The organism is Brucella sp. NBRC 113783 (assembly GCF_040372265.1).
Classification (GTDB): domain Bacteria; phylum Pseudomonadota; class Alphaproteobacteria; order Rhizobiales; family Rhizobiaceae; genus Brucella; species Brucella teleogrylli.
Window position 1 is genome coordinate 49,190 of the sequence record NZ_BAABRX010000012.1, and the last position, 16,132, is coordinate 65,321.

Below are 16,132 nucleotides of genomic sequence, written 5' to 3' on the forward strand. Positions count from 1 at the left end.
GCTTCGTTGCGCTGCCAGTCGGGTTCTGTTGTGTTGAGGGTTTTAAAAGGCTGTGGTGCCGGACGGCTTGAAAACCGAAGCCGGATTGTCTGAATTGTGAAAGGAGGGTTCAGCTATGAACCGCGCTCCGCCACAAAAGCGCCATTGGCTTTGAGGAAATTGAAATCCCCGTTCGGCTAACTTGAGGCGGGCATTGATATCGCTGCATAGGTGAACCCCTCCTGACGAAACTCCCATTTTCGTGGTGGCGATAAGATGCGGGACGCGAATTTCAATCGCCATAGATCGACGTTAAAAAGTTTAATTCTTTGAAATTATTTGGAAAAGACGGTCCGCGGCTGCGTAAGTCCGCAAAATTTGTGCAAAAATCTGCGTGACTTTACGTTGGATATTGCATAATTCTGCACAAATGAAGATGTCCCGAAACGCGGTGAAACTCCTGCTTCTTGCTTTTGCTATTATATTGGCGGCGGGTATCTGGACGGCTGCAAAACTATGGACGGAGCAGGGCGCGACCGAACGGTTGCGTCAGAACGCAACGCTTGTTGCGCGTCAGCAAACACGTCTGATCGACAGTGAACTGGCCAAGTTTCGTCTCCTTCCTGTCGCGTTGAAGGAATATAGCGATCTGCGGGATGTGCTGGCAGGCGGGGCGCAGGACGCCGTCGCGCGCTTGAATGCCAATCTCGGTTTTCTGGCCCGCGAGATCGGCTCGCCGATCATCTATGTCATCGGCCGTGACGGTGTCGTTATTGCCTCATCGAATGCAGGCACGCCGGAAAGCTTTGTTGGACGCAACTATAGCTATCGCCCCTATTTTCAGGGCGCCATGGCTGCCGGTGACGCCGAATATTACGCCATCGGCGATCTGAGCGGACGTTTCGGTCTTTTCCTTTCCCGGCGCATCGGTGATCAGACCAATCCGGTCGGCGTGGTGGTGGTGAAATTTGAGTTTCACCGGTTGGTCACCACATGGACGAACGATCCGGGTCAGACCTTTGTGATTGATCCACGCGGAATCATTCTGGCCTCGACCGATATGCCGGAAGCGCTGCGGTCTTTCCAGCCGATTACCACCGCCGAACGGACGAAAATTATCCAAAGCGGGCAGTTCCATGCCGCCGATCTCCAGCCGAGCCGTTATGTTTTTGAGTCTGGAGGGGTGATGCGCGGACCTTCCGGCGATCTGTTCGTCGTCGTTGAAGAACCCATTGCCGGGACCGCGCTGAAACTGGTCCATATCGAGCCGACCGCACCGTCCATGCAGGCGGCACATGATCTGGCGCGACTGATCACCGTTGCGGCGATGCTGGTGGTGTTTTTGCTTGCCGCTGCCGTCTACTGGCGCATGACGCACGCTGCGCGTGCAACTGCTGATCGCGCTGCGCTGGAAAAAGCTGTCGCCGAACGCACGGCGGAACTAAGTGCCGAGATGATCGAGCGCGAGCGCGCCGACAAGCGCTTTCGTGATGCCCGTGAGGAGTTGGCGCAAGCAAACAGGCTGGCCTCGCTTGGCTCGATCACTGCGGGCCTTGTGCATGAAATCAATCAGCCGGTCGCGACCATCCGTACGCTGACCGAGAATGCGCAGCACTATCTGTCCAAGGGCAAGCTCGACAAGGTTGCCGCAAATCTGACGACCTCCGTCGATCTAACGGCGCGCATCGGCTCCATTACGCAGGAGATGCGCCGCTTTGCCCGTCGACGCGGCAGCGTTGCGCGTCCGATACCACTGAACGAACTGGTCGATGGCACGATGGTGTTGATGGGCGACCGTTTTCGCAATGCCAATGTACCGCTGGATATGCCGGAGCAATCAGAATTGATGGTGTTCGCCTGCCGTATCCGCTCGGAACAGGTGCTCGTCAATTTGCTGCAAAACGCGCTCGATGCCGTGACGGCGCAGCCCGATCCACATGTCGCAATCATCATCGAGCAAGACGATGAGCAAGTGTCGTTGATCGTTGCAGATAACGGTCCGGGTATTGATCCGGAACTGGATGACGAGATTTTCAGCCCCTTTGTCACCGGCAAACCGGACGGGCTTGGTCTTGGGCTCGGTATCGCGCGCGATCTGATGACGGAACTGGAGGGAACGTTGCTGGTCGTTCCTTCACCACTGGGTGGTGCGGCTTTTGCTGCGACGTGGAAGCGGGTGCATAAGGACGGTGAGCATGACGGAAAGTGAACCCTTGCGCGTGATGCTGGTCGATGACGATGCGCCGTTTCGCACGGCCCTTGCGGATTCCTTCGAGATTGCCGGGATCGATATTGAAACCCACGGCGATGGCCAGTCGGCGCTAGCCAATCTGACCGCCGATTTTCCCGGCGTTGTCGTCACCGATATTCGGATGCCGCGTATCGATGGCCATGCCGTTATGGAAGCGCTGCTGGCGCGTGACCCCGAATTGCCGGTCATTCTGATGACAGGCCATGGCGATATCGGCATGGCCGTCACGGCGCTCAAGAAGGGCGCCTTCGATTTTATTGCCAAACCCTTTGCAGCCGATCACCTGATTTCCAGTGTGCGCCGTGCGCTGGAAATGCGCCGTCTGGTGCTGGAAAACCGGCGTCTGCGCCGTGCTGCGGCGGAAGCCGAGCAGGATTATCCATTGCTGGGCGAAACGCCGGTCATGGTGCGGCTGCGCGACACGATTCGCCAATTGGCGAGCGTCGATGTTGATGTACTGATCGAAGGCGAGACTGGTACGGGCAAGGAACTTGTCGCCCGACTGTTGCATCGCTGGAGTGCGCGCCATGCTCGCGGCTTCGTTGCGATTGATTGCGCTGCGCTCCCCGATGCGGTTGCAGATGACGTCCTGTTTGGCAATCGTATTCAGCGCGGCAGGATTGCCGATGCTGATCGGGGTACGCTCTTTCTTGACGAGATCGACAGCATGTCAATCAACCTGCAAGGCAAGTTGCTGCGGGTTGTGGAGGAGCGCGAGTTGCCTTCGCTGACCGGAGAGCCTCGTGCTGTCAATCTGCGGGTGATTGCGGCCGCCAAAGGCGATCTGGACGGTGCCGTTGCAGCGGGGCGTTTTCGCTCTGATCTTTTCTATAGGCTAGAAACGGTGCGGTTGCGCATTCCGCCCTTGCGTGAACGCCGCAAGGATATAGGTCTCCTTTTTGCCTATTTTCTCGACGAGGCCGCCAGCCAGTTCGGGCAACCGCGCCCCGCAATCGATGCAGCCATCGAGTCACGGCTCCATTCCGACGACTGGCCGGGCAATGTGCGCGAGCTGCGCAATTATGCCAAACAGGTGGTGCTTGGCTTGCGGCATGACCCTGAACATGAACCGAGCACATTGCCGTTATCCGAACAGATGGATCGGTTCGAGGAAGGGGTCATCCGCGCCACGCTCGAACGATGCAATGGCGATGTGGGCGTTGCTGCTGAAGTGCTGCAACTGCCGCGCCGTAGTCTCTATGCAAGGCTGCAAAGGCACGACATCGATGCCTCGTCGTTTCGTCGTCGCGATTGACGTATTCGCCCACCGACGCGCGTTTTCCGCAACTATCTATTGACCGATTTTTAACTTAGAATACTATATATAGTGTTCTAGGTTCTTTCGATTCGATGGGTCGAAAGCTAAGAGGGAATTCGGTGAGTCGCCGCCATGAAGGTTGAGACGAAGCCGAAGCTGCCCCCGCAACTGTAAACGGTGAGTTCTTGTTGATCATGTCACTGGCGTAAGCTGGGAAGACCGACAAGGGCGCTAACCCGTGAGCCAGGAGACCTGCCTTGAGCAATGAACGTCCACGGGCGGGGTGTCCGGTTGGTGTGCAGTCATTGAGGCGAGTTGTGCTTCTTGCCGATTGTTACCCCGAATACCCGCTCACTAGCTTCGGGGTGAAGTCCATGTCTGACACATTGTCCAGTTTGTATTGTCCTTTCAGTTCAGGACCACCTTTCCAGAGGTGATTTTGCGCGGTCCAGTGGTGCTCATGCATCGCTGACTTTCCCCATTTTGTCCGTCTTCACGCGCATGTCCCGTGCGCGAACGATTTTTTATGCGCATCTGTCCCCCATACGGCGGACGGGTCCCAGTCAGCTTGCTCCCAATCCAGTGAGGAAGAAATGAACGTTACCGTCTATAGCAAACCCGCTTGCGTCCAGTGCACCGCAACAACCCGCGCCCTCGACCGCCAGGGGATCGATTATCAGGTCATCGACATTTCTGCAGATATGGAGGCTTTCGATCTCGTGACGGGGCTGGGTTACCGACAGGTGCCGGTCGTCGTGGCCGGTGAAACCCACTGGGCCGGTTTTCGCCCGGATATGATCAACGGCCTTTCGTGACCGTGGCTTTGCATGAGTTCTGCAATGGGTCTCCTTGTCTATTTTTCCAGTCGCTCCGAGAACACGCACCGTTTCGTAGAGCGGCTTGGAATGCGCGCGAGGCGCATTCCCATCCTGCAAAGGGGTGAGGATGACACGAGCCCGTTGCAGATAGACGAGCCATTCGTGCTCATGACGCCAAGCTATGGCGGCGGTGGAAACAAGGGGGCGGTGCCAAAGCCCGTCATCCGGTTTCTCAACAATGCGGGCAATCGCTCGCTGATCCGCGGCGTGATCGCCGCGGGCAACAGCAATTTCGGCGAAGCTTTTGGCATAGCCGGCAAAATAATCTCTGCCAAATGTCAGGTTCCCTATCTTTATCGCTTCGAGCTTTTGGGAACCGATGAAGACATTGGCAATGTCAGGAACGGGATGGAACGATTTTGGACACGGCAGACACAACCCTGATCCGCGAGCGCGATGCAGAGCCGATTGCGGAGGACGCGCCACAAGCGGCAGCGTGGAACAGCCCCAAGCCCGTCAAATCTACGGATGGGCTGGACTATCATGCGCTGAACGCAATGCTCAATCTCTATGACGATGAAGGCAACATCCAACTGGACCGTGACCGGCAAGCTGCGCGGCAATATTTTCTTCAACACGTCAATCAGAATACGGTCTTCTTCCATAATCTGCGGGAGAAGCTGGATTATCTGGTAACCGAGAACTATTACGAGCAGGCCGTGCTCGACCAGTATTCCTTCAATTTCGTGCGTGATCTTTTCGATGAGGCCTATGCGAGAAAGTTCCGTTTCCCGACATTTCTGGGCGCCTTCAAATATTACACCAGCTACACGCTGAAAACCTTCGACGGGAAGCGCTATCTGGAGCGCTATGAAGACCGCGTCTGCATGGTGGCGCTGGTATTGGCGCGCGGCAGCGAGCAACTGGCGCGTGACCTTGTCGATGAGATCATTTCCGGTCGCTATCAGCCTGCAACGCCGACATTCCTCAATGCGGGCAAGAAGCAGCGCGGCGAACTCGTGTCCTGTTTCCTGTTGAGGGTGGAGGACAATATGGAGTCCATCGGACGTTCCATCAATTCCGCATTGCAGCTTTCCAAACGCGGTGGCGGCGTGGCCTTGAGCCTGACGAATATTCGCGAATCCGGCGCGCCGATCAAGCAGATCCAGAACCAGTCTTCGGGCATTATTCCCGTGATGAAGCTTCTGGAGGATTCATTCTCCTACGCCAACCAGCTTGGCGCACGACAGGGAGCCGGTGCGGTTTATCTGCATGCCCATCATCCCGATATCATGCGCTTCCTCGACACCAAGCGCGAGAATGCCGATGAGAAAATCCGTATCAAGACCTTGTCGCTCGGTGTGGTGATCCCGGATATCACCTTTGAACTCGCCCGCAACAATGAGGATATGTATCTCTTTTCGCCTTATGACGTGGAGCGGGTCTATGGTCAGCCGCTGACCGAGATTTCGGTCACGGAAAGATATCGTGAAATGGTCGATGATGCGCGCATCCACAAGCGGAAGATCAACGCGCGCGAATTCTTCCAGGTTCTGGCGGAAATCCAGTTTGAGTCCGGCTATCCCTATATCATGTTCGAGGACACGGTGAACCGCGCCAACCCAATCGACGGGCGCATCACCATGAGCAATCTTTGCTCGGAAATTCTGCAGGTGAGCGAAGCCAGCATCTTTAATGAAGACCTTTCCTATGCCCATCTCGGCAAGGATATTTCGTGTAATCTGGGGTCGCTCAACATTGCAGCCGCGATGGATTCAGTGGATTTTGGAAAGACCATCGAGACCTCCATTCGGGCGCTGACGGCGGTTTCTGATATGAGCCATATCAGCTCGGTGCCGTCTGTCGCGCGCGGTAATGATGAAAGCCACGCCATCGGCCTTGGTCAGATGAACCTGCATGGCTATCTGGCCCGTGAGCGGATTTTCTACGGTTCGGAAGAAGGGGTGGATTTCACGAATATCTATTTCTACACCGTGACTTACCACGCTCTGCGTGCTTCCAACCGCATTGCCGTCGAAGCGGGCAAATCGTTCAGCGGTTTTAAAAAATCCAAATATGCGTCAGGTGAATATTTCCACAAATATACGGATCAGTGTTGGCAGCCCGCGACCGAAAAGGTACGTGAGATTTTCGAAAAGGCAGGCATCGCGATCCCCACGCAGGATGACTGGCGCGATTTGAAAAAGGCGGTGATGGAGGGTGGCCTCTATAACCAAAACCTACAGGCCGTGCCGCCGACCGGGTCTATCTCCTATATCAATCACTCCACCTCTTCGATCCATCCGATTGTGTCCAAGATCGAGATCCGCAAGGAAGGCAAGATCGGTCGCGTCTATTATCCGGCTGCATTCATGACCAATGATAATCTCGATTACTATCAGGACGCCTATGAGATCGGGCCGGAAAAGATCATAGACACCTATGCGGCTGCGACCCAGCATGTCGATCAGGGTCTGTCGCTGACCTTGTTCTTCCGCGACACGGCCACGACCCGCGACATCAACCGGGCTCAAATCTATGCCTGGAAGAAAGGCATCAAGACGATCTACTACATCCGGCTGCGCCAGATGGCGCTTGAGGGGACACAGGTGCAAGGCTGCGTTTCCTGCGCTTTGTAAGTTCCAGATGTGACCAGAGGAAATCCAATGAACATGCAATTCAAAACCGGCAAAGGAAAGACCCCGGGTCTCGTGCGCGCCATCAACTGGAACCGCATCGAAGACGACAAGGATCTGGAAGTCTGGAACCGACTGACGGGTAATTTCTGGCTGCCGGAAAAGGTGCCGCTCTCCAATGATATCCAGTCCTGGGAAACGTTGAAGCCGCAGGAAAAGCAGCTGACGATCCGTGTCTTCACGGGTCTGACCCTGCTCGACACGATCCAGAACGCCGTCGGCGCAGTGGGGCTGATGGAGGACGTGGCAACGCCCCATGAGGAGGCGGTGCTTTCCAACATCGCCTTCATGGAAGCGGTCCACGCGCGCTCCTATTCTTCGATCTTCTCCACGCTTTGTCTGACACCAGACGTTGATGACGCCTATCGTTGGTCGGAAGAAAACGAGTTCCTGCAACGCAAGTCTGAACTGATCCTCGAACAGTACCGTGCGGATGATCCTTTCAGGAAGAAGATCGCCAGTGTGTTTCTGGAGAGCTTCCTGTTTTATTCGGGTTTCTATCTGCCGATGTTTTGGTCGAGCCGCGCCAAGCTCACCAATACGGCGGATCTTATCCGGCTCATTATCCGCGATGAAGCCGTACATGGCTATTATATCGGCTACAAGTTCCAGCGTACGCTTGAAGTGCTGGGCGAAGCGCAGAAGCAGGAAATTAAGGACTTTGCTTTCGAGCTGCTGCTTGAGCTGTACGATAATGAGGTTCGCTATACGGAAGCGCTTTATGACGGCGTCGGCCTGACCGAAGACGTCAAGAAGTTCCTGCATTATAACGCGAACAAGGCGCTGATGAATCTCGGTTATGAAGCGTTGTTTCCAGCTGAGGCCTGTAAGGTCAATCCGGCTATCCTGTCAGCACTTTCGCCGAATGCTGACGAAAACCACGACTTCTTCTCCGGTTCGGGCTCTTCCTATGTCATCGGCAAGGCCGTGGCGACAGAGGATGAAGACTGGGAGTTTTAAGTCCGCTACGCGAAGGCTGGCCAGCTTTCCAGATCGGCCTCAATTTTACGAAACTGACCATCGAGGATGGTCAGTTTCGTGCTCTAAGAAATAGCAAAGTGGATGCTAGGCTCGTGCTTTCCGATTGGCTCTCGCTCGGTCTCGCGAGCGTGTGTAAATCGAGTCAAGGACGAGCATCACGAGCAGGGATGCTCCCACGAGTGGGAACACAATTCCGCCAATCACGAGAATAAGCAACAGGCCTCTGAATACCCGCCTGTCACCCGGTATCGGCGGAACGCCAAGAGAGCCTTCGGGACGCCGCTTCCACCACATAACCCCGGCAGAAACCGCCAAGAGCACGATGCCAATACAGGCAAGCGCCAGGATAATCTGGTTGGCGAGACCGAACTGCTGGCCCATATGGGTATTAATTCCCCATTCCAGCGCTTTTCCAAGCGGCCCATAGTCTGCATAGCTCATATCGATCAAAACATTTCCTGAATATTGATCGAGGTGGACAACCCGTTGTTGCGACAGATCATCAGGGTAGACCGATCCGGTAAATACACCCGTCGGAGTTGTTGGAATATTGACAGCGTAACCGTGATGAAGCCCAAGATCGTCAAATTTTGCCACGGCTTTATCAAGGCCGATGGAACTCATTTGGTCATGGTCGCCCGACGACATGGGAACCTGCGCCTGTTCAAGCGACCAGCTTGTTTTCGCAATATGATCAAGGTGTTCATCGGACATGGGAACGGCAACACGGACGCCAGCAGGATATCCGAAATTGTTGCCATTCACCCATTCGTTTACCTTCCCACCCCACACGCCAGACCATGGCATTCCTGTAACGGCAAGGAAAACGATAAAGAAACCAACAACGATACCGGTTACCGCATGCGTATCTCTCCAGAACACACGTTTTGATGGAGTGCCCCGCACGCTCACAACACCGCCGGACTGCTTTCGTGGCCACCAGAGATAAATTCCGGTTCCCACCAGAAGTATCGCCCATCCCGCGGCAATCTCAATCGCCATTCTGGCGTAGGACCCAAAATATTTCAGACTGTGCAGATATCGGACTGTCCACATCACTGTGCCACGATCAGGCAACGATCCAAGCACACTTCCCGAATAAGGGTTTACGTAAACAGCGACCTTCCCATTGTCCGGCGTGTTTACTGTTATCTCGGCAGAGCTGTTCGGGCTTGCCGGATCGGTAAATTTGATCGCGGTTCCCGGTACAGCTTTGAGAGATGCTTCCACCATTGCCGATGGAGAAACTTTTGAAGTTTCCTGAACTTGGACGCGCTTGAGGTCGGCGTGAACGATCCCGTCGAGTTCGTTCTGAAACAGGTACAGAGCACCTGTTATTGCCAATGTGATCATAAAGGGAAGGACAAGCAGACCGGCATAGAAATGCCAGCGCCAAACGGCACGATAGAGATCGGATGGGGCGGATGCGAAACGCGCCGCGCCTTGAGTGTCTTCAGACATTGCAATTCTCCTGAATTCCATGTGGCGGGTTGCGCCAGGTGAACTGTTCAGGAGATTGGCGGCGGAGCTCTGGCTTCAGAATAGAAACTTGATTGTGGACTGGAGGCTGCCGAAATTACTGAATATCGGACCAGACTGGTGCTGCGAATGGGCTCCTGAAAAGACGCCTGGGTGGGTGTCAGCGCAACTTGCAGGGCACTCGATGCCAGTCGGCAAAGAGAAGCACACGGGCAATCACCAGATTTGGACGGCGTTTTGTGGTCATCTTCATTGGCTTGCAGATGAACTGCTCCGGCGGTCGAGCAGATTACTCCGAGTACATTCTCGTATTCACTTCCAGCCATGGCGCTGTGTGTGAAGCCCGACAGCATTCCCTGAAGCATCAAAAACGCGCAGATAAACGCCACAAAGGTGGTCGCAATCTGATTATCACGTAATGATGCTCTGAGTGCTTTCATCCTCCTTCGTTGCCACAACTTCGGCACATAGTCACTGCGGCAGAGTCGTTGAAATTGAATTGACAAACTTTGCCAATGCACAATGTAAGCCAAAGAAGGGAGACTTAAATGGCAACCATGAACGTATCGCTCCCTCATCCGATGAAAGAATGGGTTGAGGCGCAGGCAAAGACAGGGCGCTATTCAAACGCGAGCGACTATGTGCGCGATTTGATCCGTAAAGATCAGATGCGCAGCGATAAAATTGCCGCTATGCAGCACTTCGTTGACGAGGGCTTGCAAAGTGGGGTCGGGACCCGATCCCGAGACGAACTCTTCGCCGCAGCAGTTGCGAACGCTGAAAATTTTTCTGATCGCAAATAATGCAACTCAAGCTCTCTGTTCACGCAGAAGTAAAAATGGCGCTTCCTGGAGTGCCAAGCTTTTATCTATGAAGAACGATGGTAGCCTTCACAGCTGCTGCCGCACGGTTCTCGACCCCAAGTTTAATATAGATTTGCTCCAGATGTTTGTTCACAGTGCGAGCGCTCAGGTCGAGAATAGTGCCGATGTCACGATTTGTTTTTCCATGGGCTACCCAAAGTAAAACATCGCTTTCTCGCGCCGTCAGGCCAAAGTGACGGCGTAGCATGTCCTGTTCGCCGTTTTCGCTGATCGCAGTCAGCCGGAACAAAAACTCATTGGGACCGGTCGAACCGAGATGCGCCAGTTGCAGGGATATCTGCCCGTTGGTCGTGACGAATTCCGGGCTATCATTGGAGATTCCTTGTCGGTCCCGTGCCCGTAGCAACTCGGCGCATTTTTGCTGCAAAAGCAGCTGGCCGTTCCCATTCTCACTGGCACTATCCATCAGGCGCATCGCCTGCGGCGTGGACCAGAGAATGGCGCCGTCACGGTCCACCGCAAACAGATGTCTGCCACTGGCGTCGAGCGCGACGCGGGCACTCTGCACGGAGCGGGCATTGGTGAGATGCACCCTTATGCGCGCCCGCAGCTCATCAATATTGATGGGCTTGGTCAAATAGTCGACACCGCCCGCTTCCAGCGCATGGACGATATGTTCAGTTTCTGTCAGGCCGGTCATGAATACGATGGGCACCTGCGAGATGGCTGGATTTGCCTTGAGCCGGCGGCAGGTCTCGAACCCGTCCATTCCGGGCATAATTGCATCCATCAGGATCATGTCCGGTGTGATACGTTCAGCAATGCCAAGCGCAGCGCTGCCGGATGTTGCGATCAGCACGGAGTAGCCAGCCTGTTCCAGCGCTTCGGTCAGGAAGCCGAGCGTCTGCGGAGAATCGTCAACGATAAGAACCGTGTCGCGGGGAAGAACGCTCATGGCCGGTTATCCATTTTCTGTTCCAGATTGCGCAAGAACATATCGTAGCCCGACATGTTGAAGGCGCGTATATATTCGCGCGCGTTGTCGACGAAGGGTTGAAGGTGTTCATCCTGCGCCAGAAGGGCGAGCTTGGCTTCGATGCCGCGAACATAGCCGATCTCCCCCAAACGGATCAGTTCCTGCAAATCGGCAATCGCGGGGCTGTTGATGCTTGTAGCGCGCGACTGCGGTTTTTTTTCCTGGTTCTCTTCGTAAACCCAGTCGATACCCAGATGCACCGCCAGTTTGGCGTGAATCTGCCGGATATCGAATGGTTTCGTCAGCGTGTCGTTATGCGCATTGTCCGGCAGGCTGTCGGGCCGGGTGCCGTCGCCGATATTGGCCGAGAGCATGATGATCGGCGCGATCTCTCCCTTTTCGCGCAAGCGGGTCACCAGTTCCCAGCCATTCATCTGCGGCATTCGGATGTCGATAAAATAGAGGTGGGGACGAATACCTTCGATCAGTGTCAGGCATTCCGTCCCGCTTTTGGCAGTCAGTACGATGAAATCAAGCGGCGTCAGGATTTCACGCATCAGCGCGCAATGATCGTCATTGTCATCGACCACAATGAGAGTGCGGCGCGGGCCGGTATAGTTTTGGATTTTTCGCGTCGGTGCGGCCAGATTGATCGGGCGGTCGATGGCGCCCAGCATCAATCGAACCTGAAATGTGGACCCCTTGCCATAGGCGCTGGTGACGGAAAGCTCACCGCCAAGCGTATTGGTCAGGAGTTTGGTGATGGTCAGGCCGAGACCGAGGCCCGGCAGATGGCGGGTATGTTCGGCCTCGCCGCGCTGGAAGGGTTCGAAAACGCGCTCAAGGTCCTTGTCCGCAATGCCGCGTCCGGTATCCATGATCCTGAAGGTGGCGACCTGATTGCGATAGGCAATCTCCAACGCGACTTCCCCTTTCTCGGTGAACTTGATCGCATTGGTGAGCAGATTGACTAGAATCTGACGCAGGCGCTTTTCGTCAGTGCGCACATATTGCGGCAGCGCTTCGACCTTGCGGTAGCGGAAACTTATGCCCTTGGCTTCCGCCTGCGGCTTCAACATGTCGATGATCTGGTCGAGAAAATCATGCAGATTGATTTCGTTGGAATAGACCTGCAAATGGCCGGTTTCGATTTTGGATATATCGAGAAGCCCGTCGATCAGGCCCGAAAGGTGATCGGCGCTGCGGCGGATCAGCTTGATCGAAGGCTGCCGGGCTGGGGGAATCGTTTCGTCGCGCTCCAATATCTGGGCGTAACCCAGCACCGCATTCAGCGGCGTTCGCAATTCGTGGCTGAGGCCAACGACATAGCGGCTTTTGGCCCGGTTGGCGGCTTCCGCATTGTCCTTGGCCTGTTGCAGCGCCGCGTCGGTTCTTTTGTGCGCGGAGATTTCCTTTAAAAGAAGTGCGGTTTGTCGCGAGGATTCCTCTTCCGCAACGATGCGGCTGTCATGCGCCAGCACATAGAACCAGCAGACGATGACGGCGATCAGTGCCAGAACGAAAAACACAATCAGGATCGTGCGATTGACGACCTGCGCAGTTTCCGGCGATGCCGCGCCCGCATGATAGGCGACGAGCGCAAGGATGGTAGCGAGAAATGCCATGGAAACCGCAACCGTCACGGCATAGCGCCCGAGCCGCGTCGAAAGCTTTTCGATGACGGCGGCGGGCAGCAGCGCATTGGCTACTTTGGCGCTTTGGGCGCGCAGATGCGCTTTCGGTTTGCAAAGATCGTGGCAGCGGCTGTCGAGCGAACAGCACAGCGAGCAGATCGGGGCCGCATAGGCCGGACACCAGGCCATGTCCTCCGGCTCGAAATCATGCTCGCAGACCGAACAGGTGATAGCGAGCTTGCTTTGCCAGCTTTGGCGGGGCTTGCGGGCGAGGTAATATTTGCCGCCTGTTTTCCACGCGATCAGCGGTGAAACGATGAAGGCCACCAGAAGCGCGATGAAAGGCGCAAGTGCTGCGGCCATGGTGCCAAACGCCCCGAAATGGGCGGCCAATGACGCGAATGATGCAATGGCCATGGTGCCGGTGCCAACCGGGTTGATGTCATAGAGATGAGCGCGTTTGAATTCGATACCGGGCGGCGACAGGCCAAGACGTTTGTTGATGAAGAGATCGGCGGAAATCGTGGAAAGCCAGGCCATGGCAACGATGGAGAAGACGCCGAGCGTCTGTTCCAGCACCTTGTAAATGCCAAGCTGCATCAGAAGAAGGCCGATACACACATTGAACACTAGCCAGACGACGCGCCCGGGATGACTGTGCGTCAGGCGGGAAAAGAAGTTAGACCACGCAAGCGATCCGGCATAGGCGTTCATGACGTTGATCTTCAGTTGCGAGACCACCACGAAGGCAACGGTCAACAGCAAGGCCGCCGTATGGGACGGGATCATATATCCGAACGCGGTCAGATACATATGCGCCGGATCGGCGGCGACATTGGCGGGAACACCGGCGCTCAGCGTCAGTACGACCAGAAACGATCCGGCCAGCAGTTTGGGCGCGCCGAGCACGACCCAGCCGGGACCGGCGAGAAAGACCGCGATCTTGTGCCGCCATTTGCGCTGGCCTTCCGGGGGCAGAAAGCGCAGGAAATCGACCTGCTCGCCGATCTGCGCCATCAGTGCCAGAATGACTGCCGAGGCGGCCCCGAACTGCGCCAGTACGAAGGGCGCGCTATCGCCGCCGGTAAATCCAGCCTGAACGCCGGAGAAGGTCGGCCAGAGGTCGAACTTTCCCCAGTCTGCCAGTGCGATGAAGATGAAGGGCAGAATATTGAGCGCGATCCAGAAGGGCTGGGTTGCAATCTGAAAGCGGCTGATCATACGCACGCCATAGGTGACGAGCGGTATGACCACGACGGCGCTGATGACATAGCCGATCCACATCGGGATGCCGAAGGCCAGTTCCAGAGCGCCCGACATGATGGAAGCTTCGATGGCGAAGAGCAGGAAGGTGAAGGTCGCGTAGATGAGCGAGGTGACGGTCGATCCGATATAGCCAAAACTCGCGCCGCGTGTCAGAAGGTCTATGTCCACGCCGTGGCGTATGGCATAGCGGCTTATCGGCAGGCCGACCGCCAGCATGACGAGGCTTGCGACGATAATGGCGGCTACGGCGTTGCTGGTGCCGTAGGATAGCGTGATCGCGCCACCGATGGCTTCGAGCGCGAGGAAGGAGATCGCGCCGATGGCGGTGTGGGCAATGCGATTGGACGAAAAGCGGCGCGCGCTTTTCGCGGTGAAGCGCAGCGCGTAATCTTCCAGCGTTTCATCCGCGACCCAGCGGTTATATTCCCGTCGGACCGGGATGATGCGTTGCCGCGCTGCCATGCTGCTCCATTTCCCCTCCGGCTCATGCTGTGCCGTTTCAAAGAGAGATAGCAGGTAAATTCTCTCATGCATCGTGCTAATGCATGTTTCACCCCGGTAACTACGTCATTTAACGTATAAGGAAACGGCGTCCTCTCCCCAATAGTTGGCGATAACCCGAAAAATCGGGACCAATCAACAGAGAGGGACACGCAATGACATTCCGGTCGCAGATGCTTGCCGCACTTTTTGCAAGCGCGCTCACCATCCCTAGCCTTTCTGGCGCACTCGCCGAAGAAGACACGATCAAGGTCGGTATTCTCCATTCGCTGTCGGGCACGATGGCGATCTCGGAAACGACACTCAAGGACGCCATGCTGATGCTCATAGAAGAGCAGAACAAGAAGGGCGGCCTTCTGGGCAAGAAGCTTGAGGCTGTCGTTGTCGATCCGGCTTCGGACTGGCCGCTTTTTGCGGAAAAGGCCCGCCAGCTCATTTCGCAGGACAAGGTTGCGGCCGTGTTCGGCTGCTGGACCTCGGTGTCGCGCAAATCGGTCCTGCCGGTCTTCAAGGAACTGAACAATATCCTGTTCTATCCGGTGCAATATGAAGGCGAGGAATCCGAGCGCAATGTGTTCTATACCGGTGCGGCGCCCAACCAGCAGGCCATACCCGCTGTCGATTACCTGATGGAAAACGAAGGCGTCGAACGCTGGGTTCTGGAAGGCACCGACTATGTCTATCCCCGCACGACCAACAAGATTCTGGAAGCCTATCTGCTGTCCAAGGGCGTGAAGCCGGAAGATATCCGCGTCAACTACACGCCGTTCGGTTTCTCCGACTGGCAGACGGAAGTGGCGGCGATCAAGGGTTTTGGCGGTGCAGGCAAGAAGACCGCCGTGGTTTCGACCGTCAATGGCGATGCCAATGTGCCGTTCTATAAGGAACTCGCCAATCAGGGCGTGAAGGCGGAAGATATCCCGGTCGTGGCCTTCTCGGTCGGTGAGGAAGAACTGGCCGGTATCGACACCGCGCCACTGGTCGGCCATCTCGCAGCCTGGAACTATTTCCAATCCGTCGATAATCCGACCAACGCCAAGTTCATTGAAACCTGGCGCGCTTATACCAAGGACGACAAGCGCGTCACCAACGATCCGATGGAAGCATCGTTCATCGGTTTCAACATGTGGCTGAAGGCCGTCGAAAAGGCCGGAACCACGGATCAGGATGCGGTGATCGACGCGCTGGTCGGCGTTTCCGTACCTAATCTTTCGGGTGGCTATTCGACAATGATGCCGAACCATCACATCACCAAGCCGGTGCTGATCGGCGAAATCCAGTCCAACGGTCAGTTTGAAATCGTCAGCCAGACGCCGGGCCTGATCGTCGGTGACGAATGGTCCGATTATCTGCCGGATTCCAAGAACCTGATCTCCGATTGGCGCAAGCCGATGTCCTGCGGCAACTTTAACGTCGAAACGGGCAAGTGCGGCGGTCAGGGCGGGTCCTGATAACGGGGGATGCAGAGG

12 protein-coding genes and 1 riboswitch are annotated in these 16,132 nt (G+C 55.8%); of the genes, 8 read left to right on the forward strand and 4 right to left on the reverse strand.

All coding sequences use genetic code 11. The annotated features are described in order from the left end of the window. Positions 1-409: 409 nt before the first annotated feature. The 6 genes from ABWW11_RS22870 to nrdF all read left to right on the forward strand — a co-directional run bounded on the left by ABWW11_RS22870 (position 410) and on the right by nrdF (position 7,962). The gene (locus ABWW11_RS22870; RefSeq protein WP_109366293.1) at positions 410-2,188 is read left to right on the forward strand and encodes a sensor histidine kinase; all 1,779 of its coding nucleotides are present in this window, start codon (positions 410-412) and stop codon (positions 2,186-2,188) included. After that, a complete protein-coding gene (locus tag ABWW11_RS22875) occupies positions 2,175-3,485 on the forward strand; it encodes a sigma-54-dependent transcriptional regulator (protein WP_109366292.1) in 1,311 nt (436 codons plus the stop codon). Before ABWW11_RS22870 ends, ABWW11_RS22875 begins: the two co-directional genes overlap by 14 nt. 62 nt (positions 3,486-3,547) lie before the next feature. Beyond that, a riboswitch (cobalamin riboswitch) is annotated at positions 3,548-3,762 on the forward strand. A gap of 319 nt (positions 3,763-4,081) precedes the next feature. Next, positions 4,082-4,303 (forward strand): glutaredoxin-like protein NrdH, encoded by a 222-nt coding sequence (nrdH, locus tag ABWW11_RS22880; protein ID WP_109366291.1) that lies wholly within the window; start codon positions 4,082-4,084, stop codon positions 4,301-4,303. Between the two features lie 24 nt (positions 4,304-4,327). Continuing rightward, a complete protein-coding gene (gene nrdI / locus ABWW11_RS22885; protein ID WP_109366290.1) occupies positions 4,328-4,750 on the forward strand; it encodes a class Ib ribonucleoside-diphosphate reductase assembly flavoprotein NrdI in 423 nt (140 codons plus the stop codon). Continuing rightward, positions 4,726-6,945: a class 1b ribonucleoside-diphosphate reductase subunit alpha gene (gene nrdE, locus ABWW11_RS22890; protein ID WP_109366289.1), complete on the forward strand. Its 2,220-nt coding sequence runs from the start codon at positions 4,726-4,728 to the stop codon at positions 6,943-6,945. The genes nrdI and nrdE overlap by 25 nt, the downstream gene beginning before the upstream one ends. A 27-nt stretch (positions 6,946-6,972) precedes the next feature. Beyond that, positions 6,973-7,962, forward strand: a complete 990-nt coding sequence (gene nrdF / locus ABWW11_RS22895; protein WP_371830840.1) for a class 1b ribonucleoside-diphosphate reductase subunit beta — start codon at positions 6,973-6,975, stop codon at positions 7,960-7,962. A gap of 105 nt (positions 7,963-8,067) precedes the next feature. Here nrdF and ABWW11_RS22900 read toward each other — a convergent pair whose 3' ends face one another. Continuing rightward, a complete protein-coding gene (locus ABWW11_RS22900) occupies positions 8,068-9,444 on the reverse strand; it encodes a PepSY-associated TM helix domain-containing protein (protein ID WP_181375982.1) in 1,377 nt (458 codons plus the stop codon). Between the two features lie 47 nt (positions 9,445-9,491). Beyond that, positions 9,492-9,902 (reverse strand): DUF2946 family protein, encoded by a 411-nt coding sequence (locus ABWW11_RS22905; RefSeq protein WP_181375981.1) that lies wholly within the window; start codon positions 9,900-9,902, stop codon positions 9,492-9,494. Positions 9,903-10,010: 108 nt separating this feature from the next. Here ABWW11_RS22905 and ABWW11_RS22910 point away from each other — a divergent pair, with 108 nt between their 5' ends. Further along, positions 10,011-10,265, forward strand: a complete 255-nt coding sequence (locus tag ABWW11_RS22910; protein WP_109366286.1) for a type II toxin-antitoxin system ParD family antitoxin — start codon at positions 10,011-10,013, stop codon at positions 10,263-10,265. A gap of 61 nt (positions 10,266-10,326) precedes the next feature. Here ABWW11_RS22910 and ABWW11_RS22915 read toward each other — a convergent pair whose 3' ends face one another. Both ABWW11_RS22915 and ABWW11_RS22920 read right to left on the reverse strand, forming a co-directional pair. Continuing rightward, positions 10,327-11,241 (reverse strand): response regulator transcription factor, encoded by a 915-nt coding sequence (locus ABWW11_RS22915; protein WP_109366285.1) that lies wholly within the window; start codon positions 11,239-11,241, stop codon positions 10,327-10,329. Continuing rightward, positions 11,238-14,624, reverse strand: coding sequence for a hybrid sensor histidine kinase/response regulator (locus ABWW11_RS22920; protein ID WP_109366284.1), 3,387 nt, complete (start codon positions 14,622-14,624; stop codon positions 11,238-11,240). Before ABWW11_RS22920 ends, ABWW11_RS22915 begins: the two co-directional genes overlap by 4 nt. Before the next feature lie 212 nt (positions 14,625-14,836). Between ABWW11_RS22920 and urtA the strand changes: the two genes are divergently transcribed. Beyond that, the gene (urtA, locus tag ABWW11_RS22925; RefSeq protein ID WP_371830842.1) at positions 14,837-16,114 is read left to right on the forward strand and encodes an urea ABC transporter substrate-binding protein; all 1,278 of its coding nucleotides are present in this window, start codon (positions 14,837-14,839) and stop codon (positions 16,112-16,114) included. Positions 16,115-16,132: the final 18 nt, after the last annotated feature.

What these genes read in the sequence shown, in the direction of transcription:
- nrdH (WP_109366291.1), top strand. Translation starts at nt 4,082, where the DNA reads ATGAACGTTACCGTCTATAGCAAACCCGCTTGCGTCCAGTGCACCGCA.
- ABWW11_RS22870 (WP_109366293.1), top strand. Translation starts at nt 410, where the DNA reads ATGAAGATGTCCCGAAACGCGGTGAAACTCCTGCTTCTTGCTTTTGCT.
- ABWW11_RS22905 (WP_181375981.1), bottom strand. Translation starts at nt 9,902, where the DNA reads ATGAAAGCACTCAGAGCATCATTACGTGATAATCAGATTGCGACCACC.
- ABWW11_RS22875 (WP_109366292.1), top strand. Translation starts at nt 2,175, where the DNA reads ATGACGGAAAGTGAACCCTTGCGCGTGATGCTGGTCGATGACGATGCG.
- nrdI (WP_109366290.1), top strand. Translation starts at nt 4,328, where the DNA reads ATGGGTCTCCTTGTCTATTTTTCCAGTCGCTCCGAGAACACGCACCGT.
- nrdF (WP_371830840.1), top strand. Translation starts at nt 6,973, where the DNA reads ATGAACATGCAATTCAAAACCGGCAAAGGAAAGACCCCGGGTCTCGTG.
- urtA (WP_371830842.1), top strand. Translation starts at nt 14,837, where the DNA reads ATGCTTGCCGCACTTTTTGCAAGCGCGCTCACCATCCCTAGCCTTTCT.
- ABWW11_RS22920 (WP_109366284.1), bottom strand. Translation starts at nt 14,624, where the DNA reads ATGGCAGCGCGGCAACGCATCATCCCGGTCCGACGGGAATATAACCGC.
- ABWW11_RS22910 (WP_109366286.1), top strand. Translation starts at nt 10,011, where the DNA reads ATGGCAACCATGAACGTATCGCTCCCTCATCCGATGAAAGAATGGGTT.
- ABWW11_RS22915 (WP_109366285.1), bottom strand. Translation starts at nt 11,241, where the DNA reads ATGAGCGTTCTTCCCCGCGACACGGTTCTTATCGTTGACGATTCTCCG.
- ABWW11_RS22900 (WP_181375982.1), bottom strand. Translation starts at nt 9,444, where the DNA reads ATGTCTGAAGACACTCAAGGCGCGGCGCGTTTCGCATCCGCCCCATCC.